The 23354-nt window shown below is 59.2% G+C and carries 23 protein-coding genes; 9 read left to right on the top strand and 14 right to left on the bottom strand.

Annotation, left to right across the window (positions count from 1 at the left end; genetic code table 11):
• Window positions 1–3: 3 nt before the first annotated feature.
• The 3 genes from SH410x_RS10635 to SH410x_RS10625 all read right to left on the bottom strand — a co-directional run bounded on the left by SH410x_RS10635 (window position 4) and on the right by SH410x_RS10625 (window position 2509).
• On the bottom strand, window positions 4–1056 hold the full coding sequence (locus SH410x_RS10635; protein ID WP_473676484.1) for a hypothetical protein: 1053 nt from the start codon (window positions 1054–1056) through the stop codon (window positions 4–6).
• Window positions 1057–1470: 414 nt separating this feature from the next.
• Window positions 1471–1833 (bottom strand): hypothetical protein, encoded by a 363-nt coding sequence (locus SH410x_RS10630; protein WP_473676483.1) that lies wholly within the window; start codon window positions 1831–1833, stop codon window positions 1471–1473.
• The gene (locus SH410x_RS10625) at window positions 1826–2509 is read right to left on the bottom strand and encodes a TIGR04283 family arsenosugar biosynthesis glycosyltransferase (protein WP_473676482.1); all 684 of its coding nucleotides are present in this window, start codon (window positions 2507–2509) and stop codon (window positions 1826–1828) included. The genes SH410x_RS10630 and SH410x_RS10625 overlap by 8 nt, the downstream gene beginning before the upstream one ends.
• 26 nt (window positions 2510–2535) lie before the next feature.
• Between SH410x_RS10625 and SH410x_RS10620 the strand changes: the two genes are divergently transcribed.
• The 4 genes from SH410x_RS10620 to SH410x_RS10605 all read left to right on the top strand — a co-directional run bounded on the left by SH410x_RS10620 (window position 2536) and on the right by SH410x_RS10605 (window position 7909).
• Window positions 2536–3486 carry an outer membrane protein assembly factor BamB family protein gene (locus SH410x_RS10620; RefSeq protein WP_473676481.1) on the top strand — a complete coding sequence of 317 codons (951 nt, stop codon included), beginning with the start codon at window positions 2536–2538 and terminating at the stop codon, window positions 3484–3486.
• Window positions 3487–4021: 535 nt separating this feature from the next.
• Window positions 4022–5569 carry a glutamate--tRNA ligase gene (gene gltX, locus SH410x_RS10615; RefSeq protein WP_473676480.1) on the top strand — a complete coding sequence of 516 codons (1548 nt, stop codon included), beginning with the start codon at window positions 4022–4024 and terminating at the stop codon, window positions 5567–5569.
• A 267-nt stretch (window positions 5570–5836) separates the two neighbouring features.
• Window positions 5837–7219 carry a hypothetical protein gene (locus SH410x_RS10610; protein WP_473676479.1) on the top strand — a complete coding sequence of 461 codons (1383 nt, stop codon included), beginning with the start codon at window positions 5837–5839 and terminating at the stop codon, window positions 7217–7219.
• Window positions 7220–7369: 150 nt separating this feature from the next.
• Window positions 7370–7909 (top strand): shikimate kinase, encoded by a 540-nt coding sequence (locus SH410x_RS10605; RefSeq protein WP_473676478.1) that lies wholly within the window; start codon window positions 7370–7372, stop codon window positions 7907–7909.
• A gap of 143 nt (window positions 7910–8052) precedes the next feature.
• On the opposite strand, the gene SH410x_RS10600 is transcribed toward SH410x_RS10605, so the two are convergent.
• The 11 genes from SH410x_RS10600 to SH410x_RS10550 all read right to left on the bottom strand — a co-directional run bounded on the left by SH410x_RS10600 (window position 8053) and on the right by SH410x_RS10550 (window position 18516).
• Complete coding sequence (locus tag SH410x_RS10600; protein WP_473676477.1) at window positions 8053–9471, bottom strand: sensor histidine kinase; 1419 nt, start codon at window positions 9469–9471, stop codon at window positions 8053–8055.
• A gap of 26 nt (window positions 9472–9497) precedes the next feature.
• The gene (locus SH410x_RS10595; protein WP_473677288.1) at window positions 9498–10511 is read right to left on the bottom strand and encodes a class I SAM-dependent methyltransferase; all 1014 of its coding nucleotides are present in this window, start codon (window positions 10509–10511) and stop codon (window positions 9498–9500) included.
• Between the two features lie 71 nt (window positions 10512–10582).
• Entirely contained in the window at window positions 10583–11872 is a 1290-nt protein-coding gene (locus SH410x_RS10590) for a hypothetical protein (RefSeq protein WP_473676476.1), read from the bottom strand.
• Entirely contained in the window at window positions 11869–13767 is a 1899-nt protein-coding gene (locus SH410x_RS10585; RefSeq protein WP_473676475.1) for a DUF4129 domain-containing protein, read from the bottom strand. The genes SH410x_RS10590 and SH410x_RS10585 overlap by 4 nt, the downstream gene beginning before the upstream one ends.
• A 6-nt stretch (window positions 13768–13773) precedes the next feature.
• Window positions 13774–14784: a stage II sporulation protein M gene (locus SH410x_RS10580; RefSeq protein WP_473676474.1), complete on the bottom strand. Its 1011-nt coding sequence runs from the start codon at window positions 14782–14784 to the stop codon at window positions 13774–13776.
• 296 nt (window positions 14785–15080) lie between these two features.
• Window positions 15081–15833 carry a 3-keto-disaccharide hydrolase gene (locus tag SH410x_RS10575; RefSeq protein WP_473676473.1) on the bottom strand — a complete coding sequence of 251 codons (753 nt, stop codon included), beginning with the start codon at window positions 15831–15833 and terminating at the stop codon, window positions 15081–15083.
• A gap of 43 nt (window positions 15834–15876) precedes the next feature.
• Entirely contained in the window at window positions 15877–16338 is a 462-nt protein-coding gene (locus SH410x_RS10570; protein WP_473676472.1) for a RidA family protein, read from the bottom strand.
• A 22-nt stretch (window positions 16339–16360) separates the two neighbouring features.
• A complete protein-coding gene (locus tag SH410x_RS10565) occupies window positions 16361–17383 on the bottom strand; it encodes an ROK family protein (RefSeq protein ID WP_473676471.1) in 1023 nt (340 codons plus the stop codon).
• A gap of 112 nt (window positions 17384–17495) precedes the next feature.
• Entirely contained in the window at window positions 17496–18005 is a 510-nt protein-coding gene (ispF, locus tag SH410x_RS10560; protein WP_473676470.1) for a 2-C-methyl-D-erythritol 2,4-cyclodiphosphate synthase, read from the bottom strand.
• A 54-nt stretch (window positions 18006–18059) separates the two neighbouring features.
• Complete coding sequence (locus tag SH410x_RS10555; protein WP_473676469.1) at window positions 18060–18338, bottom strand: Sec-independent protein translocase subunit TatA/TatB; 279 nt, start codon at window positions 18336–18338, stop codon at window positions 18060–18062.
• A 1-nt stretch (window position 18339) separates the two neighbouring features.
• Window positions 18340–18516, bottom strand: a complete 177-nt coding sequence (locus SH410x_RS10550; protein ID WP_473677287.1) for a Sec-independent protein translocase subunit TatA/TatB — start codon at window positions 18514–18516, stop codon at window positions 18340–18342.
• An 828-nt stretch (window positions 18517–19344) separates the two neighbouring features.
• Between SH410x_RS10550 and SH410x_RS10545 the strand changes: the two genes are divergently transcribed.
• The 5 genes from SH410x_RS10545 to SH410x_RS10525 all read left to right on the top strand — a co-directional run bounded on the left by SH410x_RS10545 (window position 19345) and on the right by SH410x_RS10525 (window position 23353).
• Window positions 19345–20199 (top strand): alpha/beta hydrolase, encoded by an 855-nt coding sequence (locus tag SH410x_RS10545; protein WP_473676468.1) that lies wholly within the window; start codon window positions 19345–19347, stop codon window positions 20197–20199.
• A gap of 20 nt (window positions 20200–20219) precedes the next feature.
• Window positions 20220–20675: a response regulator gene (locus tag SH410x_RS10540; RefSeq protein ID WP_473676467.1), complete on the top strand. Its 456-nt coding sequence runs from the start codon at window positions 20220–20222 to the stop codon at window positions 20673–20675.
• A gap of 215 nt (window positions 20676–20890) precedes the next feature.
• Window positions 20891–22306 (top strand): aminotransferase class III-fold pyridoxal phosphate-dependent enzyme, encoded by a 1416-nt coding sequence (locus tag SH410x_RS10535; RefSeq protein WP_473676466.1) that lies wholly within the window; start codon window positions 20891–20893, stop codon window positions 22304–22306.
• A 93-nt stretch (window positions 22307–22399) separates the two neighbouring features.
• Window positions 22400–22924 carry a 3-hydroxyacyl-ACP dehydratase FabZ family protein gene (locus tag SH410x_RS10530; protein ID WP_473676465.1) on the top strand — a complete coding sequence of 175 codons (525 nt, stop codon included), beginning with the start codon at window positions 22400–22402 and terminating at the stop codon, window positions 22922–22924.
• A 39-nt stretch (window positions 22925–22963) separates the two neighbouring features.
• Complete coding sequence (locus SH410x_RS10525) at window positions 22964–23353, top strand: acyl carrier protein (RefSeq protein WP_473676464.1); 390 nt, start codon at window positions 22964–22966, stop codon at window positions 23351–23353.
• Window position 23354 lies beyond the last annotated feature (1 nt).

The raw sequence follows: 23354 nt of genomic DNA, 5'->3' as shown, positions 1-23354 counted from the left end.
GATCTAGCGAGTCTGGACCCGGTCGGCTGCATCCAACGGAGGCATGGCGATGTGTGCCTCGGCGTCAATCAGTTCTGAGTCAATTAGCTCGCCGTCGCCTGGCAATCCAAAGCTGAAGTTGGGAGCGACGGGTGACCCCGTCGTTCGAGTGGAGCTGGCATCGAGTGAGGCGGCGACCACGGGGCCAGGTGCAGACATTGACGTCGGCGGAATTGGGCTGCCGAGGTCCTGCCCCGTAAAGGTCTCCGATCCGATGGGCGGCAAGTAATCGGCCCAGTTACGAATAGGCTGAGGAGTGCGACTCTTCAGCAGGCTGTCCATGCTGCCGGCCTCGTCGTCGCTCCCCGCAAGGCCTGGGGCCTCGGGCTCGAACGAAACCGTATCCATCGCGGACACTGAAGGCAGGTCGGCATAGGTCGCATCCATCCGGCGAATCTGCTCGTTCGCGGCCGCGGCCAGCGGATCGGTGTCATAGCCGGCGTGTTCATTCTTACTGCCCGGCGTCTTGTGCGAGACAGGCTCAATTGACGCAGGCGTCATTCGAGCCATTTGGTCGGAGAACTCCGGCTGGAATGTCGCCTGGTTGGCTGGGGATGCGGTCGGTTCAGGAGCAGACGCGTATTTGCTGCCGTCCGGCAGAGTCCGATTCGTCGGTTTCGGTAGACGATTGTCCTCGAGACTCTCAGCCATCAAGAACGATTCCTCCAGTTCTTCGGAGATCGAGTCGGACGTCAGGGGCGGCAACGATTTCAGTGGTGAATCGTCTGGTCTCGGCATCCAAATCGCGATTCCAGCAACCACGACGAGAGCCGCCGACAACGTCTTTCGAGTCGCCACTCGATCCACCCACGCGGCGACGTTGAAGTCTTGCAGGCCCACTCGCTCAACGAGTCGGGGACGAGACCGCGGCGTGGAGTCAATCGTCGATTCGAATTTTGATTTCGTGGCAGCCGATGCGATTTCTCGCGGGGAAGCGGCATCCGCACTGGTGCGCATGTCCCCCGGTTCGCACGCGACAACGGTTTGCGTTGGTTCGCATTCGGAAGTCGTTACCACAGGCGATTCTTCAAACGCTGAACGCGTCGAATTCAAATTAGGCAATCGCAATAGCGTGGGCGGCAATGGCTCTGAATGAGAGCGTTCGCCGGACGTTGGCTTCTTCTCACTCGAACGATTCGGAAAAGGTTTTCTGGTATCAGACGCGAGCGTCATCGTGGCATCCCTGCATGTGGAGCGGATCGAGTTGACGATCTCATCCTCCTGCGTTGGCATCGAAGCGTCCGCAGAAGGAGCTTGAGGATTGTCCGGGATAGCGAAAATCAATCGCTCACGACAAGACGAAATCGAGTGATTTTGGACGTGGGAAACCGGATCAGCCGAATGCCGAAAAGCATCGGGCACCACGCCCGACCCACCCGGCCGCGTACGCGCCCCGGCGAGTCGCCCCGGCGAATTGGTTCAACAGGCCTCTTACCTGGACCGCGTCCAGTAGTGCTTCACAAGGTCGATCAAACCTCGGTAACGATAGGAGCTGTCGACGTAGTGCTCGATGACGTAGAAGACGAAATAGTAGCATCGGCAGAAGCTCCAAATCGTCAGTGCCAACAAGATCATATTTCGCAGCGTGACGATTGAGCTGAGCAACAGGCCGCCAGACAAACAGCCCAGTATCAGGAACAGGCCAGCTTTGAGCACGATCACGCGTTTGGATTGAATGTCCCCGCTCACGCGGCGGGGCGATGGTGGCTGACGCCTTGATTTTGCCACGTCCTGGTTTCGTGGCTGCGGCTGCTCGACCGAGGCCGTGGCGTTCGCCGATCGTGTTTTAGCCATAACGTTTTCGCAGTTCCTCGGGTGTCGCACCGCGTGCGAAAGCGTATTGGATTTGCCAATTCAACCATGTTTGCTGGACAACGCCGCGGCGCAGCCAGCGACGGGGGTCGACCGTGACGGGGCCGGGAAGGAGTCGCGGTCGATGTTGGCGGAATAGCTGCGCAGATAGCAAGACGTCTTCCATCAACTCAACCTCAGCGAATCCGCCGACGTCTTCGTATTCGCTGCGATGAACGAAGATCGCTTGATCGCCCAAAACGCGACCGAACAGGCGTGCGCGCACGGCATTGCCGATTTCCAGCGCTCGAAACCGCCAACTCGCATGGTCAATACGCTGTTGAAACCCACCCCAAACGGGCCAATCGGCGTGCCTGAACTGGCTCATCACCGTTTCGGGAAGTCGATTGTCTGCATGCAGGAACAACAGCACGTCGCCTTGGGCGATCCTCGCCGCGGCGGCCAGTTGCCGTCCACGCCCGCGAGGTGAATTGATTACAATCACGTCGCCGTCGCGACCTTGGGCGAAGTGGCGTGCCTTGGCAACCGTGTCGTCCACGCTGCCGCCGTCACTGACGATAATCTCGAGCCCCCCCAAAGCTCCGGCCGAACGGAGCGAGGTTTCAATCGTTTGCGACTCATTGAGGGTCGGAATGATAATTGAAACCGACTTTTTCATCTCACCTAACAACTCCACAACTCAAAATGCCCATGATATTTCGCGTCATCCTAACCGGTTTGCTAGCCGCCTGCTTGACTGCCCCTGGTGTCTGCGATGCTGCGGACGAGGCTGTCTCCCACCGTATTTTATTGCATACTCAACAGGGGCTCGTGATTGTCGAGCCCGATGGTGAGATCTCCTGGCAGATGCCGTGGAACGAAATTCACGATATCGCGATGCTCGACAATGGACACATTCTCACCCGCCAAGGGAACAAACGCGTCGTCGAAATTGATCCGACATCGAAATCGATTGTTTGGCAATACGACAGCGGCAGCGAAAATGGCAATGTGGGGAAAGCCGTGGAGGTGCACGCCTTTGAGCGTCTTGAGAACGGCAACACGATGATCGCCGAGTCGGGCCCCGGGAGAATTATCGAAGTTGATCCCAGCGGCAAACTTGTCCACGAAATCACACTCGTCAGGGATCACCCCAGCACTCACTCGGATACCCGATTAGTTCGCAAGCTGAGCAATGGCAACTACCTTGTCGCTCAAGAAGCCGACGGCAAGGTGCGGGAGTACGACGCCGACGGCAAGGTGATCTGGGAATACGAGGTTCCGATGTTTGGCAAAGCTGCCCGCCGCGGCCACGGCCCCGATGCGTTTGGCAACAGCCTATTCTCGGCGACTCGGCTCAAAAACGGCAACACGTTGATTGGCGGCGGCAACGGACACTGCTTGCTCGAAGTCACCCCGGACAAACAGATCGTCCGTCAAGTCCACCAGGACGACCTGCCCGGAATTCGGCTGGCGTGGGTCACCACCGTCGAAGTTCTCGACAACGGCAACTGGGTGTTCGGCAACTGTCACGCTGGCCCTGGTCAGCCGGTCTTGATCGAGATCGTCCCCGAGACAAAACGTGTCGTCTGGACGCTCGATCGTCACGAAGATTTTGGCAATAATGTTTCCAACTCGACGATCCTCCATGACTGAGCGGTTGGTCCGCCAAAGAGGTGGGCGTGCGATTCCCGCAAAAGTGAAAACCACGAAGTGATCACGAGATATTTTGCTGATTGCCTTTTGCAATGCAACTTTTTCACTCCCCAGTCCGCTGGGGTAAATCCGCAGCGTCACGGCAGGCACCCAAACCGCCCAGTCACCCACCCCTCCGCGATTCCCCCCCCCAGCCCACTCCCGCTCGCCTTGCCCGCAGAGCAAGGCGAAGTCACCCGGTTCCGTACAGCACTCGGCTCAGTGGTGGGTTGCTCACGTCGATTAAATCAACCAACCGCTGAAGCTAAAAATGGTCGCTTCGGGTGTTGGAGTGAGAAACACCACTAGGCGATCACAGCCAATGCGTGCATCCTAACAGGCTGTTCATGTAGTCGAAGTTCGACCGGCAATACTGAGCCGAATGCTAAAACGCATCAGGTAAACGCGAGCCCCCCCGGCCGCTGATGCGACTCGGCTCACGAAATCAACACGCCGCTAACCACTCTCCTCGTCTCCCCCACGCTCACTGCCCCCCATGATACGAACACGCTTTGCCCCCAGTCCGACGGGATACCTTCACATTGGCGGTGTTCGCACTGCGCTTTTCAATTGGCTGCTCGCCCGTCAGAGCGGTGGTCAGTTTGTCCTGCGGATTGACGACACCGATGCTGGCCGGAACGTGGAGGCGGCCCTCCAGCCGATCCTTGATGGATTTCGTTGGCTCGGTATGGATTGGGACGAGGGGCCAGAGGTCGGGGGGCCCCACGGCCCGTACTTTCAGTCGCAGCGGGGCGATTTGTACCGGGCCGCGATTGCCCAACTGCTCGCTAGCGGTCATGCGTACCGCGATTTTGCGAAACCCGACGAACTACAGACGCTTCGCGATGAGGCGCGCCAGAGCGGGGGGGCGTTCGTGTATGACCGTCGCTGGATGGCGGCCGACGATGCGGCTGCGGCGAAGTTCGAAGCCGAAGGTCGTGAAGGTGTCGTGCGTTTGAAAATGCCGCGAGAAGGTCAATGTGTGATCCAGGACTTAATTCGCGGCGAAGTCGTTGTGGAATGGGCGTCCGAACAGGACCACGTTATCGCCCGCGCCGATGGCAGCCCGCTGTACCACCTCGCGAGCGTCGTCGATGACCATGAGCTAAAAATCACCCACGTCGTGCGTGCGGCGGAGCATTTGCCGAACACGCCACGGCAAATTTTCATTGCCCAGTCGCTCGGCTATGGCTTACCCGAGTACGCTCACTTGCCCTACGTAGCCGAGCCCGGTGGGACGGCGAAACTGAGCAAACGCAAACTCGACAAATACGTGAAAAATCGAGATTTCGCGAACCTGATGGGACGCGGCCAAGCGATCGCCAAGCGTTGTGGATTGACGACGGATGACGATACCTTCAATCCCGTGCTCGTCGATTTCTACCGTGAGATCGGATTCTTGCCCGACGCGTTGCTGAACTATTTGATGCTGCTGGGCTGGTCGCTCGACGGGGAGCACGAGAAGTTTACTCGTCAGCAGATGATTGATCTGTTCACCTTGGCCAGAGTGACGAAGTCACCGGCGTCGTTTGACCCGGCCAAGCTGACATCATTTCAAGCCGATGCCTTCGCGGCTTTATCGGACGACGACCGGACCGCGAGAGTATTGCCATTCGCAGTGGCGGCGGGCTGGACGGATCCGGCCGACGCCGAGTCGCAACAGCGACTGGCCGACGTCGTCTCGGCGGCAGGCGACCGGTTGAAGATGGCTGGCGACATCATCGACTTCGACTACTGCTTTGTGGACGATTACGAGATCAACGCCAAAGCGTTTGAGAAGCGCATCACGAAACCGGCCGCAGCTCGCGACCTGCTCGGCAAGATCCGTGAGAGTCTAGCGAACTGCAACGATTTTTCTGCGGCGGGTGTTGAAGCGGCTGTCCACGGCTTCTGCGAAGTCGAAACGATTGGGCTCGGCGACATCATCCACGCCCTCCGAGTCGCCACGACGGGTGCCGCAGGCGGTTTCGGCATGTTCGAGACGCTGGCAATTGTGGGGAAAGAGCGAACGATCGAACGGATCGACAAAACGCTGGCCCGCTAATCAAACGTCATGGATCGCTCCGCGATCCATCGATTTCGAGAGCTCGCCTCACCGAGCCGGAAACGCCGACGGCCTCCGGTTCGTGCCTCGGCGGTGAAACCTTGAAACGTCGATCGCCGCGTCGAGACACGAGCCGACCTTCTGCCACAGCCCCTGATCGGGGCCCCAGGTTGTAAATCGCCCATTCCGGTATTCCGGCCGGTACCGGCAATTGAGTAGTTTCAGAGATAGTTGCTCTTTCTCGTTTCCGCTCAGGACGGATTTGCCATGCACGAACGAACGACGCGGGCGATTGCTCGATGGCTGTTCGTTGGCTGCTGCGCGGGCCCGACGGCGTTGACGATGCTCGCGATCCTACTGACATGGACGCCCTGGTACCATCATCGAGCTCGCCGGGCGATCGAATCCCATGTTGCCCTGATGACGGGATTGCATGTCGAGATCGGTGATTTCGTGCGTGCCGATCCGTCGACATGGCGGTTGACGGACGTGCGGCTGTCCGATCCCGAAACGCTCCGCCCGGTGGCCACGGTTCGCTCGCTGCAGTGGATTTCGCAGAGTGAGAACACGGTGATCCGGCTCAGCCAGCCCGAAATTCATATCGCGTCGCTCGAACAGGTCGCCGAATTACTGCACCATCGGTTCTTGTGCCGCCCCGACCAAACCCGGGTGCCTGTGCGGATCGCCGCCGATGACGTCACGCTGCGCGGCGGCTCGACGGCCCAGACGATACAAGATTTCGACGTTTGGTTAGAAACCCGAGAAAATGTGGTATGGGCGACGGTCCGCTGCATTCCCGCGGGTTATCGCCAGGACAGCGAGGGGATGCATCTCGAAGTCACCCGGGATCGCCGCACGTCACCGCCGACGACAGCGTGGTCGCTGCAGACCGGTGAGGTACAACTGCCGCTCGCGGTGTTGAGTGATTACTACCCGTTCCTAGGCCAACTCGGCGCCGATGCGACGTTCGATGGCAGCGTCGCGGCCACGCGTCAGGACGGCATCACGGCACCCGCGTGGTCACTGAACCTCGCCGGCCACTTCCGCGATATCGATCTCGGCCAGCTCACGCAGAACCTACCGCACCAGGTGCGGGGCCGCGGCACGGTCTCAATCGACCGCTGCCAGCTCGACCAGGACTGGTCGGTCAATGTGGCCGGGCAACTCGTTGCCGACGAAGGCTGGATGTCGGCGTCGCTGTTACCAAGGCTCGCTGAGGACTTGGGCTGCAGACTTGCGGTCGCGACGGCTGACGATTTCAGCTTCGATGCACTGGCGCTGCGATTCGACTTGTACGCCGCCCAGCTGCAGGTGGAGGGCATCTGCCGCAGTCTCCCGGGCCGGGAATGGCTGCCAGCGGAAGTCGTGGTCTCAGCCGGCGGACGACCGATCGTGTATTCCAGCGGGAAGTGGATCGATTCGCTGAATCTGGCACGCTTATGCGCGCCCTCACATAGTGTCTGGATCCCACTGTCGGGGCAAACCAGCGGGCTGCTGTCGATCCTTCGCCCGCCACGCCATGCTCTGCCGCAAAAATCCGTGGCCAGCGGAATGCCGGACGTCGCCCCCGGGGACGCAGAGCCGGCTGCGCGGATCAGCCGCGTGCAACCTCGACGAGACGAATCCAGTCCGATCTCACAGCCACGCTGAGATCGCCCGATCGCCGAACAAGAATCCGTCGCTACGTTCGCCAGAACGTGGGCCCCACCGTCTGGCGACGGTGGCTACAAATGACTGCGTATGGGGACCCTGGGTACGTGATATTGTCGTGCATGGGGCGATAGCCTAATGTTGCGTTCCATGAAACGACCTCATCTTTATTTGACTGGGTATCGGGGCTGCGGCAAGAGCACCGTTGCGAAACGCTTGGCCGCGCAGCTCAACCTGCCCTGGTGCGATCTCGACGACGTGATCGAGTCGGCCGCTGGAACCACGATTGCGAAGATTTTCGCGAACGAGGGCGAGCCTGGATTCCGTGACCGCGAAACCCTCGCTCTGCAAAGCGTGTCGCTGCATCCGCCGAGCGTGATCGCGTTGGGCGGCGGCGCGATTTTGCGACCGGTCAACCGGGACGCGATTGCCGCGACAGGCTGGTGCGTCTGGCTCGACGCCGATCCTGCGGTCATCGCCGAGCGACTCGCCGGCGACGAGACAACCGGGCCGCGACGACCTGCATTAACCCCTCTCACCCCCGCCGCGGAAATTGTCTCCGTGATGAGCCAGCGGGAACCGCTCTACCGCGAGGTCGCCAATTTCCAAATCGATACGACGGCGAAATCGATCCCACAGATCGTCGATGCGATTGAAGCGGCAATGACGAGCCAACGCACACGGACGTAGGGGCATTCGCTCCGCCTCCGTCCCATCGCAACGATGGCGAGCGGCGTATTGATTTCATCAGCCGAGCCACGCGAGCGGCCGAGCGGTTCGCGCTACCCGACGCCCTACCGCATTCGGCTCACCATCGCCATTCGGACGTCGACTCAATCAACAGGCTGCGATCCCGAGGGACGCTGCTCAGATTGGCAAATAGGGAAGGTCACCGTGAACTGTGAGCCGCCACCTGGAACGCGATCAAAGCGGATATTGCCGCCGTGTTCGCGGACAATGCCATAGGCGATGGACAACCCCAGACCGGTGCCCTGGCCGACGTCCTTGGTCGTGTAAAAGGGTTCAAAGATTCGCTGAACATCTTGCGGATCAATGCCCACGCCCGCATCGGTGACCTGAATTTCCGCCTGGGCATCTCGCGTCCGTTCGTCACCGCGTTCGGCGAGGTTCACCGCCACGGTACCGCCGTCGGGCATCGCAGCGATCGCATTGGTGATCAAGTTGGTCAGCACCTGTTGGATTTGCGCGGGATCGCCGTCGATCGTTACGTTTTCGTCGGGCAGTTGAACGACCAGTTGGACGTTCGATTTTGCCGCCAGTGCGTGCAGCACTTCACAGGTTTGCGTGACCACATCGTTCAACTCCAGCGACTGGTGGGCCGAGGGTTTCTGGCGTGCAAAGTCGAGCAGTTGGCGAATGATCTTGGTCATTCGCTCCGCTTCACTCTGGATCGTGGCAGCGCTCGCGACGACCTCGTCAGGGCTCAGTTTACCACTCTTGATCAGGCCCGCGCGTCCCGCGACAACGTTGAGCGGCGTGCCCAATTCGTGAGCCATCCCTGCCGCGAGTGTCCCGATCGTGCCCAGCCGATCGGTATGTCGAATCGTGTCGCGTTGCCGCCCGATGCGATAACTCATTTCGCTGATCGCCGACGCGAGTCGTCCGAGTTCGTCGTCGCTCGTCAATGCCGGCGGTTGGTCAACCTGTCCATTTCCGATTTGGTTGACCTGGGCAATCAGTCGGCTCAGCGGCCTACCGACCAAGGCAACACCGCCAAAAAAGATGACCACGGCCGACAGCAACGCGACTCCGATCAGCAGTAGAACGGAGGTCACCACCGATCGTTGGGTAAACGCATCGAGGTCGCTCAGAGACTCGGCCACTTCGACAGTGCCCGCATCCTCGTCACCGATCTGTATGGGCACGTATGCATAGGACTTGCGATTCCCATTCGCTTCGGTGATCGACAGGCTCGTCGTTTGTCGCGCCGTCGTTTCGGTGGCCTGTTCCGCGGCATCGCCCGTCACCTCCTGGCCATCGATCCACCGTACTTGCGGCCCACTGAGCTGGCGGGTGGAGATTTCGAGTGCCTGTTGGACGGTGATGGTGCCGCCTTCCTCGTACGCTTTCTCGATCGCCGGGGCGAGCGTTTCGGCGAGGTCAGCGGCGTGGGCGGAGCGACGCTGCTCGTCCCAGACTCGCTGTCGCCGGATTGTTTGCCACGTGAACATGGCTACGATCGCCAGGACACCGAGCAGGAAAACGAGGATGAGCTTGGCAGCGAGTTTCATGGTGCTTCACGGTCCTTTGTGCTGCCTCACAGGGTCACGGCGAAGCACACTTCGCAACGATTCCGCGCCAGGTGACGAATTTCGATTTTCTTGGGCCGCCATCGCTGAACTTCCCGCTCCCAGCGAGGGATCTGGTCGGCCCGCTCATAGTCGCCGAGTTTCATGGTGATCAAGCAACCCTGAAAACTCGTCTCACGGCTTTCAATGATATTGCGCACGGTGCTCAACGTCGCGTCGGGTTTGACGGTGGAATCGACCAGCAACCATTTGGCTCCCCGATAGACTCGCCGCGGCAGGTCGCCGGCCCGCGCCGCATAGTGGATAAACCGAGGATGATCAGCGATCCGCGGGTCCATTTCGGCAGGGTCCACGCCGATCACATGCAGCCCCATTTCCAGCAAGCGACCACACGCTCCACCGGGGGCACTGCCCACTTCGACGGCCAGATCATCCGGTCGCAGATCGAATCCGCTCCAGGCAATCGATTCTGCCGCCTTGTAATAGGCCCGCGAGATCGGTTCGTACTCGGGTGCAACCGGTTGTACGCCTCCCGGCCACCGACTCGGTAACGTCGTGGCCGTGTGAAAACCAAAGAACCACTGGGACGGATCGACGAGCACGACATCGAGAATGCTCTGCGACGGCTGGGCGATCTCGTTGGGTGTCGAGCAGCGAATTCGGTCGGGGCCGAGCCGTTGATGAATTCGGTCAGCGACCGCGGCGGAGACCTCGTCGGGGCCGGGTTCAAAGTCGAATCGGCCGATCGGCACGCGGTCGCGGGGCCACACGTGAAGGTGGTCGAAGGGGAGACTCAGCGTCTGGGTCGCTTCGATTAAACGATCGATCAGTTCATCGGCGTCTCCCGACTTGCCACTGCCCAGCGAGCGGGATGCTGTGCGGATAAAAATGCCGCTGGGCGGATTCCGGTACTCATCGTGTTTGGCGGTGACGAATCCGGGACGCGAAAACGATAATCGCCACCCCGCCTCAGCTATCGTTGCTTTGACAATGCCCTCGGCGCCGTGGGCGCAACTCAGCATCACGAAGCTGGGGCCGGAAGGTCGGCTCGCCGAATGATCGGTATCGCCGGCGGGTGGGGTGGGGTTGTTCATCAGGGTTGTGTTTCACTAGTTTGATCTGAATCCGCCGCGTCCTCTTGGGGTAAGACCCAGGGTCCCGACGTTTCGCCGCGGACCTGCCGTAGGTACGCACTGATCTTCTGCTTGGCGTACTGGGTTCCACCGCTACGCCGCATCAACGACGCCATCGCGGACAGATGGTTACCGAAATGCGTCGGCTGGTTGTAACGCACCCGATGCGGCCGGCCGAAGACGGGCAGCAGCATGAGGCATAAGACGATTCCGAGAAAGGCCACATGCAGATTAATCAGGCTCAGTGGCATCTCCGTCATCAACTCCCAGCCTCTTGCTTTGGGGAATCCCGGCGTCGCGTCCGAAATCGGTATCGAAGCGTAACTCGACGACAAGAACGCGACATGGATGGGAGTGTCCGTTTCCTTGCCGCGAGCACGCCGGATTTCACTGCGGATTTCATCCGCCATCTTCTGTGCCGCGGAATCGGTCATGGCAAAATTAGTCAACAACGAGCCGCTGGCGACCACTAAGACCTGCGAGCTCTGCCAGCGTTTTCGAGTGATCCGCGCCAGAGTGGTCAGCGAATTCGAACCGGCGGGAGAATGCGAACTCTCCTCAACCAGGGGCTCGAAGCGAATCGTGTCGGAACCCTTTTTCGAGCTCGCCGACTGGAGAGGACTACGCTCGACGGAAAAATCGACGAGCTGCCGATCGGGCAATTCGATTCGGTAGGGCAGCGGTTCAGCGGTGAACCAATCCCCCAGGCTGACCTCGCTGCGCTCCGCATCGGTGAGCAAGCGTTCGTTAATCAACTCGGCCAATTGCCGTCGATAGTTCAATCGCTGCCCCGCGGGCGCCCGGGCGGACGCCTCCCGGTAATAGGCCTCCGCACTACCGCCATCGGGAACGATGAACACCAACGTGCGTTGCCCCTGGGCCAGCCAATTGCCGAGCCAGTCCTGGGCCGCTTGAAGATTGCTCGGAGACCATGCCGTGGGAATCCAAACGATCGCGTCGCTCTGGGATTCCTGATCGGACAATCTCGCAACATCGTGTGTCTGGATCTCGGGGAGTACGTCCGTAGGGGAATCTTGGAGGGCGGTGCGGAACGCCCCAAATCCGTTGAGACTCTCCCTTCCCGATGCTCCCCCGCTCGCTCCGTACTCGCTTAAAAATTGCGAACAACCGGTGAGGAGGAGGACTGGAAGCAGGCACAGGGTGGTCCACCGTCTGGCGACGGTGGCTACGGGCGCGGTCGTGGCTACGGGCGTGGTCGCGAGTGCGGGCGTGGGTAAGGGAGCATTCATGTCGTCACTCCGCGGGCAGAGAGGGTCGCTTCCATGTCCAGATTTTCCTGCCAGAGCCTTTCAAACTGAATGCGGGTGAGCGCATGTTTTCCGAAATACGATCGTTCAAACGCGTCGATGGTGTCGCGTAACTGATCGCCCACTTTCGGATCGGATTGCTGAGCCTCACGAAGATATTGATTATTGGTTTTCCCTCGAGACAGGCGGAGCCAGCCGACCCGGTCGAGCATCAGTAATTGATGTCCGTAGAGGAAGACGATGGCGTGATCGAACTCACCCGTTTGCATCAACCGCTGCAGTTCCGCCCGCGGGCTAACCTGGGTCTCTCTCAATTCGGCGGGCAACTCAGCAATCCGTTGTTTCGTCTGTTCGTCCAGAGCGTGACTATTCACGATCGCTTGACCGGGCATCTCGCTTTGGAACTCGAACGAGCTATGGGCAAAGACATACACCAGTAGCGCCACGAAACCGCACACGAGAGCAATTAGGAGCGCCCAAGCAACGAAATATCCCGGCCCCGTGATACCCCACCACCACGATTGAGCGGGACTGGGCTGCGTTTTCGGCTGCGCCGACTTGGACGCGGGTTCAGCCAGCCATCGACTCTCGCGATTCTTCGTATCGACTCGCTGGTCACGTAGCTCGATCGGCCGCAGTTGCTGCCGCTCCGAATCAAACCATGCCGAGTCGGCGACCACGGATTGCTCGGTAGCGATCGCCGGTGGCGAAGCATCTGCCGCGAGATTGTCAAGCGGTGCGGCGGCAGCGAGTGGCGACAGGAACGCGAGATTAGCCAGCAGAAAGCCTACCCAGATCGCGAGCGTTTTCACAGCTGATGCCGACGCCCCCATCGCGGGCGCATTCGCCGCGGGCGCATTCGCCGCGGGCGCATTCGCCCCGGGCGGCACGTCCGGGGTGGCCCGCGAATCCTGTCGCGTTGGCGCGATGGGTGCCGCAGATTCCGTTTTGGGCGGGGCGACAGTGGACATCGAGTCTTCACCGAACTGTCGGATTGCCTCCGCCCGGATGGCCAGCTCAACTTCCCAACCCTCCAAGCGAATCCGCGCATCGAGGTATCCCAGGAGTTTGACAACAACGCTCAGAGACGCGACCAGCCACAGCGCCAGTGGATAGAAGACCAGCAGTGCGAAGGAGTCCACCGCCCAATCTCCCAAGGCCATCCCACGCGTCCAGAGCAACGCGAAAAAGACGCACGCCACTAACACCGTCAGCGTCAGTGCCACGGTCAGAAAGCGGCCGCCTAGTTCACTTGCCATCGGGGAATGCAAGGCCCTGGAGCGGCGTCCCAGCGTGATCACATCGGCATCCTTGCTTCGCAGGGGGCATCGCTCGAGCACGATCATTTCGGCAACGAAGGGACGACTGCTACGGATCAACGCGACGACCAGCAAGAAAAAGATCGGAACGAAAAAATCAAAAAACACATTCGTGTCGGCTGCCCAACGCATCCCCACCACGATCATCGCGGGGATCGCTAGACGACGGATACCGAGCACACGCACCAACTGCCACAGGACAGGACGCACCTCACGGGTCGCTTTGCTCAACGATATTTGCTGCTCGAAGATGGACTGCCCCAACGTGTACGTCGTCAGCGCCCCGGCAAGTGGGGCTTGCAAAAACACCAACGTGGCCATCCAAAATAGATAACGAAATTGATCGCCCGTGGAGTCCTCCTCAAACAGGCCTTCACCGGTCGGCCGCAACGGTAACCAACCGAGCAGCAATAGATCCGCAATGATCCAAAACGCGGCCCCCAAAAAGAAGGCTTGGAAAACGGCTTTGGGGTAGCGTCGGATCATCACCAATGACAAATCGCCGATCTCCGAGAGCGTTCGTACACGAATCGCAACATGGGTTCGGTCGAGTTGCACGGCTGACTATTCGAATTGAGACGGGAGACGATGGGGGGCGCGGGGGAATCCCAACACAACAAAATAGAAACTGATCATGGCCGAGGACATGATCGCCCACGCGGCCTTGACCAGGTATGGGGCGGAACTCGGTGAGAGGAAACCCTCAGTGAATGCGGCCAGCACGAACAACGTCGCGGCGGCCGCCATGATCGGTACGCTACGATGAGCCGACCGCCGCATCGAATCGATTCGCGTGAGCCCCTCGGTGTGAAAAAAACCCACACCCAAACGCAGTCCAGCGGCGGCAGACAACGCGATCGCGGTGAGCTCAAAGGGTCCGTGCGCGGTCACGAAGTGAAAGAAATTTTCGCTGCCGACCGAGTTCTCACGGGCCATGTATCCAAACATCGTGCCCAACGCGACACCGTTGTACGCCAAGAGATAAAGGCACGGGATCAGCAAAATCCCATACGCAAAACACTGCAGCCCAATGCCCGTATTATGCATGATGTAAAACCCAGACATGCCGACATAGTGACTCAGCGATCCGGAGACCTTCTGTGCATACATCGACTCGAGGGATTTAAGTTGTTCCTGGCCGACGACGTTGGTGGCAAAATCCGGGAACAGTGACGCTTCGTATCCAAGGTACATCGACAGGGCGAACATGCCAAAGAAAACGAGGGTGGCCACGCGCACGCAGGAGTCAGCAAAGATCTGCTGGGGTGCTTCGTTGAAGACCAGATCAAAAAATCCAACCGGGGAAAATTTCCCACTGCGATAGAGCTGGTTGTGGCCGCGAGCGACGAGCCGATGTAGGTACGTCACCGTCGAGGGCGGCAACTGATACGCGTCCGCCAATGCGAGATCCGCACAGGCACCCCGGTAGAGCGTCGCGAAGCGAACAATCCCAGCAGCACCTTGGTACTGCTCGCCCGCTTTATGGGTTTTCCCAGTCACCTCCATCGCTTCGCATAAACGCTCCAACTCCGCCCAATTGCTGTGCCGTTTTTCGAGTAGCTTGGCGATGTTCATGGGAAAGGAATCCAAGTCGTAGGATGAGACCCTCGTCCCGTCCAAGAGTTAGCAACAGCCAGACAATCAAACGCGTTGAATCCAATGCAGCTACCGTCGTCAGACGGTGAAATCCACGTGTTAGCGAACGCCGCGACTCGGGCTATTCATTCCCGGTCGCATAGGAACGAGCGGAAAAATGTGGCCGAACGCTCCGCGGTCGGAATGACCGACCGCGGAGCGTTCGGCCACTTGTTTTCGCGGGTCGCTTGGGACAATGGTCCCCAGCGACGGATTCGATCGGGTGCCCCGTCCGACTATTCCTTCTCTGACGCTTTCTGCGCGGGCTCGTAATCTCGGACCCAGATGTTTCGGAAACGCACTGGGTTGCCGTGGTCCTGCAGGGCGATCGGTCCCTTGGGGCCGATGTCCTTGTATTGCGGGGCACGATTGAACGGTGTGTCGCCGAGCACTTCAAAGTGGTTCAGCACCAAGACACCGTTATGGGTCGCGGTGATGTAGGCCGGTGACTCGAGCTCACCGTCTTCACTGAAGCGCGGTGCAGTCCAGAAAATGTCGTAGCTGTTCCACTCGCCTGGCGGTCGCATGGCGTTCACGGCCGGCGGCGTTTGTTTGTAGATCGAAGCCGCTTGGCCGTCGAAGTAGGTTTTATTTTCGTAGGAATCGAGCACCTGCATCTCGTAGATGCCCATCAAAAACACACCGCTATTCCCGCGACCTTGGGAATTGCCCTTGGGAGGCGTCGGCGCCGACCATTCGATGTGAACTTGGCAATCACCAAACTCGGCTTCGCTACGAATCATACCGCTGCCGGTAATCATCACATCGCCGTCCGTTTTCCAAGTCTCGGCGCCCTTCCACTTCGAGATATCGGCAGCGTCGCCGAACAGAACCGTTGCGTCCGAGGGCGGGGCGTTGTCGGTCGTACCGGGTGTCACAATGCGCGGCTCAGCCCAGTCGATTCCGGTCACGTATTCTTCGGCGACAACCGAACCGAACGAACAGGCCAGGGAGAGAATCACAAGGCAGTGGGGAAGGTGTTTTTTCATGAGTTTCGGGCAAGGGGGAGTGGGAAGAGAGGAAACGGGCTGGCTACTCGACTTCGAAAATGGCTTCGATTTCAACAGCCATGCTGGCCGGCAGCGCAGACGTGCCGATGGCACTGCGAGCGCCGACACCGGCCTCGTTGCCGAACACTTCACGGAACAACTCGCTGCAGCCGTTGATGACCGCGGGCTGAGCATCGAAATCCTCCGTGCAGCGGACGAGTCCCAACAGTTTAACTAAACGGGACACCCGGTCCAACGTTCCCAAATGGCTGCGCAGGGTCGCTAGCATCGCCAGACCGGTCAATCGAGCAGCGGCCTGCCCACCTTCGACGTCCATATCGGCACCCAGACGACCCGTGAGCGGATAGCCATCACTTTGCAAGGGGCCGTGACCGGACAGGTAGACGAGATTGCCAACTTGCACGATAGGCTTGTACAGCCCCATGGCTTGCGGGGGCGGAGGCAGTTCGAGATCGAGCTTCTCGATGCGGGCGTCGTAACTCATATTTCGGCTTTCCGATTGGAATTCAATTGTCTGTGGTATTCATCGCAACGTCGTCGGCAACGTCCTGACGGCCGGGGGCCACGAGGTCCCCTTCGAACCGGGACTTAGCCAACGCGGCTGCGCCCATCACGCCAGCATCATCACCCAGTTTCGCTGCGACAATTTTGAAGCGATCTTTATACACTGGCATGACACACGCGTGTGCGGTCTTGCGAACGCCCTCGAGCAGCAAGCTCTCCATCGCCTCGACCAACCCGCCGCCCAGGACGATTTTGTCGGGGCAGAGCATGTGGACGACATTGACGACAGCATAACCGATCACGACGGCAGCCTCTTCGATGACCTGCTTAACAGCCGTATCACCGTTCTTGACCGAGTCGGCCAGCGAGCCGCTGCGGATCGATGTCAGATCGGTGCCAGCATTTTTGAGCAGCGAGGGTGCCTCGCCGCGATACGCGAGTTTGGCAGCCTCGGCAGCGATCGATAACCGGCTCGCCTGTGTCTCGAGCGTTCCCGGAATCTCGCCGCCGCTGCAGCGGACCCCTGAACTGATGCGGGTGTGGCCGATCTCCATGCAGGAAATGCCAGCACCCTGCAAAATTTTTCCTTCGTAGACGCACCCGCCACCGATGCCGGTACCCGGGAAAATACCGACGACACAGCGACTGCCTTCGGCGGCGCCAAAGCGATATTCCCCATAGACGCCCGCATCAACGTCATTGATCACAGCGACCGGGCACCCAAACTGTTTGGTGAGCACTCCGCGCACATCAACGGTATCCCAGCCAAGATTGGGGGACGCCATCAATCGCCCGGCATCAAGGTCAATGGGTCCCGGGCAACCGATACCGATTCCCGCGATGCGTTTCGGATCAATTTCGTTTTCGTCCAGCAATTTTTTGATCGTCGAGACGACTCTCGAAATGCCCGTGTCGCTGCCGCGTGTTTTTCGACGTCGCCGAGCGACGGGTTTCATCTCATTATCGAACGCGACGGCCAGCATCTTGGTGCCGCCCAGGTCGAAACCAATCCAAATATCTTTCAAAACAACCCTCGAGTATTTGTTGGGCGTAGGTATCCCGTGCATTCGCCAGCATAAACAGAATTAGTCGCTCAGGATACACGGGCGAGAAGCAGGCACATTGAATGACCGGCCGCTAGGCCACGCGTAGCAGCATCACGATGACCCGCGCCGCGATCGCCTCGCTGCGGCCCACCGCATCGACGCCCTCGCCCGTTTTGGCTTTCAAACCCACAGCATCGAGGGGGCAATCCAGAAGGCCAGCGATCCGCTGCCGGATGGCGTCAATGTGCGGCGCCATTTTCGGCTGCTGTGCCAAGATGACCGCGTCAAGGTTGCCGATTTGATAGCCCGCCTCGCGGACCTTCGACAGCGCCGCGGCGACAAACTCCGCGCTATCGCGATCTCGATTCACATCCGCGTCGTCGGGAAACAGCCGCCCAATGTCCGCTGCCGCAATAGCCCCGAGCAACGCATCGGTCAGGGCATGCAGCAACACATCGGCATCACTGTGTCCGATCGCATGGAAATGCTCAGGCCCGTCCTCACCGACGTCGATCCCGCCGATGCGCAGTGGACCGCCGCGACCGAGCCGATGTGAGTCGTACCCAAGGCCGATGCGAAAGGGAAGCGCAAGAGATGTCATGGGCACGGCCGTGGCGTTGAGGTCTGAACTGCGATCGCTCCATCGGGAATCGATTTAGCTCGGCGGCGTGAACTTCGGTGCAGACGGCTCGGAAGCGTCGTCTTCATCCTCGTCGTAACTCGCCGCTTTCCCGCTCGACTTCGTGTCGACCGCCATGGCGCGATCGACATCCTTCTGAGCGTCGCGGAACTGCTGCTGCACGTCATGCAGGCTGCGCCGCAACTGCGCATAGGAATTGCCAAACTTTCTCGCCACCTCGGGCAAATTGCCGCCGAACAGGACCACCGCAATGACCCCGATCACCGACATCTCGAAAAAACTGAGACCAAACATCTCAGACCTTTTCGTGTAGCTTTTTCGACTCGTCAACATCGTCCGTTGACTCGGCCATGCCACGTTTAAATTCGTTGGCGCTCTTACCCAAGTTCCGCATCAGCGAGGGTAGTTTTGAACCACCAAAGAGTAATAGAGCAATGAATAAAACGATCAACAGCTCAGTAGTTCCCGGCATTCCCATGGCAATTGTCCCGCAGATTGGTTGGAGATTTCGAAAGTGAAAGGGTGTTCCAATATCATGTTCAATCGTGACATTGGCGTCGTCCGCATCACAGCGCTACCTGTTCGACGCAGCGGCCTGCCTACTCGTTCGAGCAACTCAGGACAACGTCGTGGAAACAGCGTTTTAGATTTAGCGAACAACCTCGGCGAAAGCGGGTAGATCGGATGCGAAGCGACCCGGCCCTGCGCGTTGGCAAAACCGTTCGTCCACAAACATCTCCGGGACCGAAGAACACGGGCAGATCGCTGAAGGCAGCGAATTTCACCCGTGATGCACAAAGTATAGACAAGCCGAGCGACGGAGTCAAAGGCCACAGCTTTTTCTAGAAGAAACGGCGAAGCGAGTCTTCCTCGCTGCAGAACAAACGGACTGTCAGGGGCACAATCGCACGAGTCGATCAAGCAGTCCCGGCGACGCAGCCGAAGGCATGGCAAGTTGACGAAAACGATGGGACGGACCGCGTCTTTGACGATCGAGACGAACGTCATCTAACTCGCCTTGGACAGCGCCCTCGACACACTCAAGAAAACCGAGATAACCCACCACAGACCTCCCGGACTGCTGACCATGGCGGGCAGGGAAATATCCGACTTGCGAGCCTGCGTTGCTAGCAAAACAGAGGAACCAAATCGACCTCGTTAACTTTGTCTCCTCTGTTGATTCGGAGTTGACAACAGGGTGGCCGAGGAACTAGCCTTCACGTCGTCTCACCTTCGCGGTTAAGGGGCCGACCCGATCGGCCGCTCGACTGCTTTGTTTACTCTGCAACAAGGCCTTTCGATGAGTGGTTCGTTTTCACGCCGTTGGATATCGAGACCACAAGCCGAGACAACGAGCGCGGAAGCACCCGATCACACCACGAAGGTGAGCGACCACGCCGCGAGCCGCAATGAAACGCTGGCACCACCAACGATCAATAGTCGTCGCAGCAGTGTGCAAATGCTTGCACCGCTGCACTACCAAGCCGGCTATCAGTATCCGCTGATCGTGTGGCTGCACTCCTCGGGTCATAACGAGCGGCAGATCGAACAGGTCATGCCGCACATCAGTACACGCAACTATGTCGGTGTCGGCGTTCGTGCGACACGGGCGACGGATGTCCGTGGATTCGGCTTCGATTGGTCCAGCGGTCACAGTGCAACGGCGAAGGCATGCGAAATCGTGTGCAACGCCATCGAACAGGCACAGGCAGTCTACTGCATTCATCCTGACCGAATCATCCTTGCCGGTTACGGCAACGGTGCGACCATGGCGTGCCAGGTTGCGATGCGCCACAGCGAGCGGTTTGCGGGCGTGGTCCGTGCTGGCGGCCAGTTCCCCAACTCCCATGGCACGATCCCGAACTTCAGTCAACTAAGATCTCGCCAGCTACCGATGCTGTGGCTGCAAGCCATCAATGGCGTCGATGACGAACCGCAGGCGCTCGTGCGAGACATTGCGATGGCGCAGATGATCCGAGCACAGGTTGAAATCCGACAGTACCGAGACGATGATGTCATGAATACCGCGGCGTTGAAAGACATTGACCGCTGGTGTTTTGATAAGATCATTTCGCCGAGACCCGATGCGACCTGCGTTGGCGATGCGGTAGTGGACGATGCCGCCCGAAAGATGGTGGGTTTTTCGTCGAATTGAACCTTTTTTAAAGCCACATCATGAATGCATCGATCGATCAGCAGACCGCATCGGCACCCCAGCCGGATCAGCCGAAACCACTGGGCCGGAAAGTATTGCTGGTCGATGACGATATTGAAATCGTCGAAACGGTGAGCTACGCGCTGGAGTCGGCGGGCTACGAAGTCGTGGTGGCACGAGACGGCAATCAAGGACTGGCGCTCGCTGAACGCGAGCACCCCCATCTGATGATCCTGGACATGATGATGCCCAAACGCAGCGGTTTCCTCGTGCTAGAGAAACTCCGCCGCGATCACGATCTGCCGCTCCCCGTCGTGATGATCACGGGCAATGAGGGCAGTCGCCACCAGGCGTACGCCGAACTGCTCGGCGTGAGCGAGTACATTCGCAAACCATTTCCAATGGATCGTCTGCTCGACGCCGTGGCTCGATTGCTCGGAGAGAGCGAGCCACCCAAGGATGCGGCGGGCGCGTAGCTTGGGACCATCGCCCCGAGCGAGCCAACGCATTGCTGATCGCCCACACCAGATTGCCGACACCAGATCGCCGACTGGGCAATGATCCCACCGGACGATCGAACCGCCCCGTCGTGCTGCCGACGACAGATTGTAAGATCTGCTCCTGAACCTGATGATGGTTGCGCCGCTCGTAATACCATCCACGCCAGTTTTCTTGTCCCCATTCGAGATTCATGTCCGTCTCCACCACCCCAACCCCGCTGCACGCTGAATCCCTTCAAAACGACCCGCGAATTGCTGAAGCAAAACGCCTGATTTCGGCGGCGGTGAGCGAGCATGCAGCGAAACTCGACGCCGTGGCGTCTCCCGATGCCGAGCGATCAGAGCAATACCAGTCGATCATTGCGGAATACACGCGTGAGCGAGGCGGACCGCCGATTTGGCCCTACTTTGCTTCAGGAATGGGCAACGGGCCCTACGTGGAACTGGCCGACGGCAGTGTGAAGCTGGATTTCATCGGTGGCATCGGGGTCCACGGATGCGGTCACTCCCATCCCGACATGATCGCCGCGAGTATCGATGCGGCACTCGAAGACACCGTCATGCAGGGGAACCTGCAGCAAAACGTGCCGAGCGTGCGAATGCTCAGCCGATTGACGGCCCTGGCCAGCGAATCGGGCGCGGCGTTGGAGCACGCGATCCTGTCGACCAGTGGCGCGATGGCCAATGAGAACGCGCTGAAACTTGCCTTTCATCATGCGCAACCCGCAACCCGTGTGATCGCATTCGACAATGCATTCGCGGGCCGTTCGATCGCTCTGGCGGCCGTGACCGATCGCCCCGCCTACCGGGACGGCATCCCGATGGCGATCAACGTCGACTACTTGCCGTTCCTGGACCCTCACGATCCCGCTGGGTCGACGCAGCGTGCCACCGAGATACTGAAGGGACTCCTGGCTCGCTATCCCAAGCAACACGCGGCATTTTGGGCGGAAGCGATCGCAGGCGAAGGCGGCTATTACCCCGGCAGTCACGAATTCTTCGCGGCGTTGTGCCAGCCGCTAAGGGACGCCGGGATCCCGATCATCTTCGACGAGATCCAATCGTTTTCACGAACCAGCCGCGCGTTCGCCTTCCAGCACTACGGACTCGATGAGTTTGCTGACATTGTCACCATCGGGAAGATCACCCAGGTCTGCGCGACGCTGTATCGCAAAGAGTTCCAGCCCACCGCGCCCATCATCAGCCAAACCTTCACCGGCTCGACGGCGGCCATTCGCACGGGGCTGAAGACACTCGATCTACTGGCATCATCGGGCTGCTTCGGTGACGACGGGGCCAACATGCGCCGCCACGCGTACTTCGCGGCCGCGATGGAGCGTCTGGCGAAAAAGCATGCTGGAATGATCTCTGGCCCGTACGGGGAAGGCATGATGATGGCCTTCACGCCGGGCAATGGATCGCTCGATCACGCCAAGATGTTGATGGGGCTGCTGTTTGACTTGGGTCTGCTGGGTTTCCTCTGCGGTGCGGCGCCGGCACGAATCCGATTTTTGCCGCCACCGATAATCACGACAAACGCGCATATCGATACTGCGATCGAACTGTTGGACGAGGGATTGACGCAAATGACCGCGAAATTGGGCTGATGTTGTCAAAAAAGGGCTAGAATTACTGCCCTCTCTGATTTCTGGGGCCTATCTCCGGTTGAGGGGTTTTCTATAGGTCACTATTATTCGCACATGAAATACAGTCAGCTTGATCGCATCACCCTGCTCGAACCCGGCCAAAAGCTGGTCGGCGAACGCACGTTGAACGCCGACGAAGAGTACCTTCAGGATCACTTTCCACGTTTCCCGGTCATGCCGGGCGTGATGATGCTCGAAGCGCTGCATCAGGCGTCGGCATGGTTGATTCGCACGACATCCGGCTTCGATGATGCCCTGGTGTTATTGCGAGAAGTCCGGAACGTCAAATTCGGCGACTTCCTGTCGCCCGGCGAGACACTCACCGTGGAAGCGGAGATTTTTAAAGTTGAGGGAGCGATCACAACGGTCAAGGCTGTGGCCCGCAAGGGCGATCGAATCACGGTTGCAGCACGACTGATTTTAGAAAGCTGCTCTAGTGGCGATCCCGAATATCTTGATACCGACAGCGACCTCAAACTTCTCGCCCGCGAGCAGTTTTTTGAACTTTACGGTGATTGCCCTTGTGTGGCTGCCCTCGCGCAGGCCGACGAGAACGCGACACCAACGATAACCCCCTAATACTTTACTCTTTCAGTTAAACCAAAATAGGAACTCACGATGTCGCTTGATCAAGACGAAATTTACGAAAAAGTCCAGGCCGCCTTGGTCGACGCACTCGGTGTGGACGACGACGAAGCGACTCGCGAAGCGACCTTGGTCGGTGACCTGGGTGCTGAATCGATCGATTTTCTCGATATCGTCTTCAAACTCGAGAAGTCCTTCAATATCCAAATTCCACGTGAAGAACTGTCCCCTGAAGACATTTTGACCAACAGCCAATACGTCCAAGACGGCGTGGTCACCCCCGAAGGGATGACGGAACTGAAGTCACGGATGCCCTGGGCCGACCTCTCGAAGTTCGAGCAAAACCCACGGGTTCAAGACTTCGGCAACCTGCTCACCGTCGGTGACCTGTGCAGCTATGTCAGCAGCAAGGTCAATGCGTAAC

It is taken from the genome of Rhodopirellula sp. SH410 (assembly GCF_055811895.1).
The sequence above is the reverse complement of the archived record's forward strand: the minus strand, read 5'-3'. Positions and strand labels throughout refer to the sequence as shown.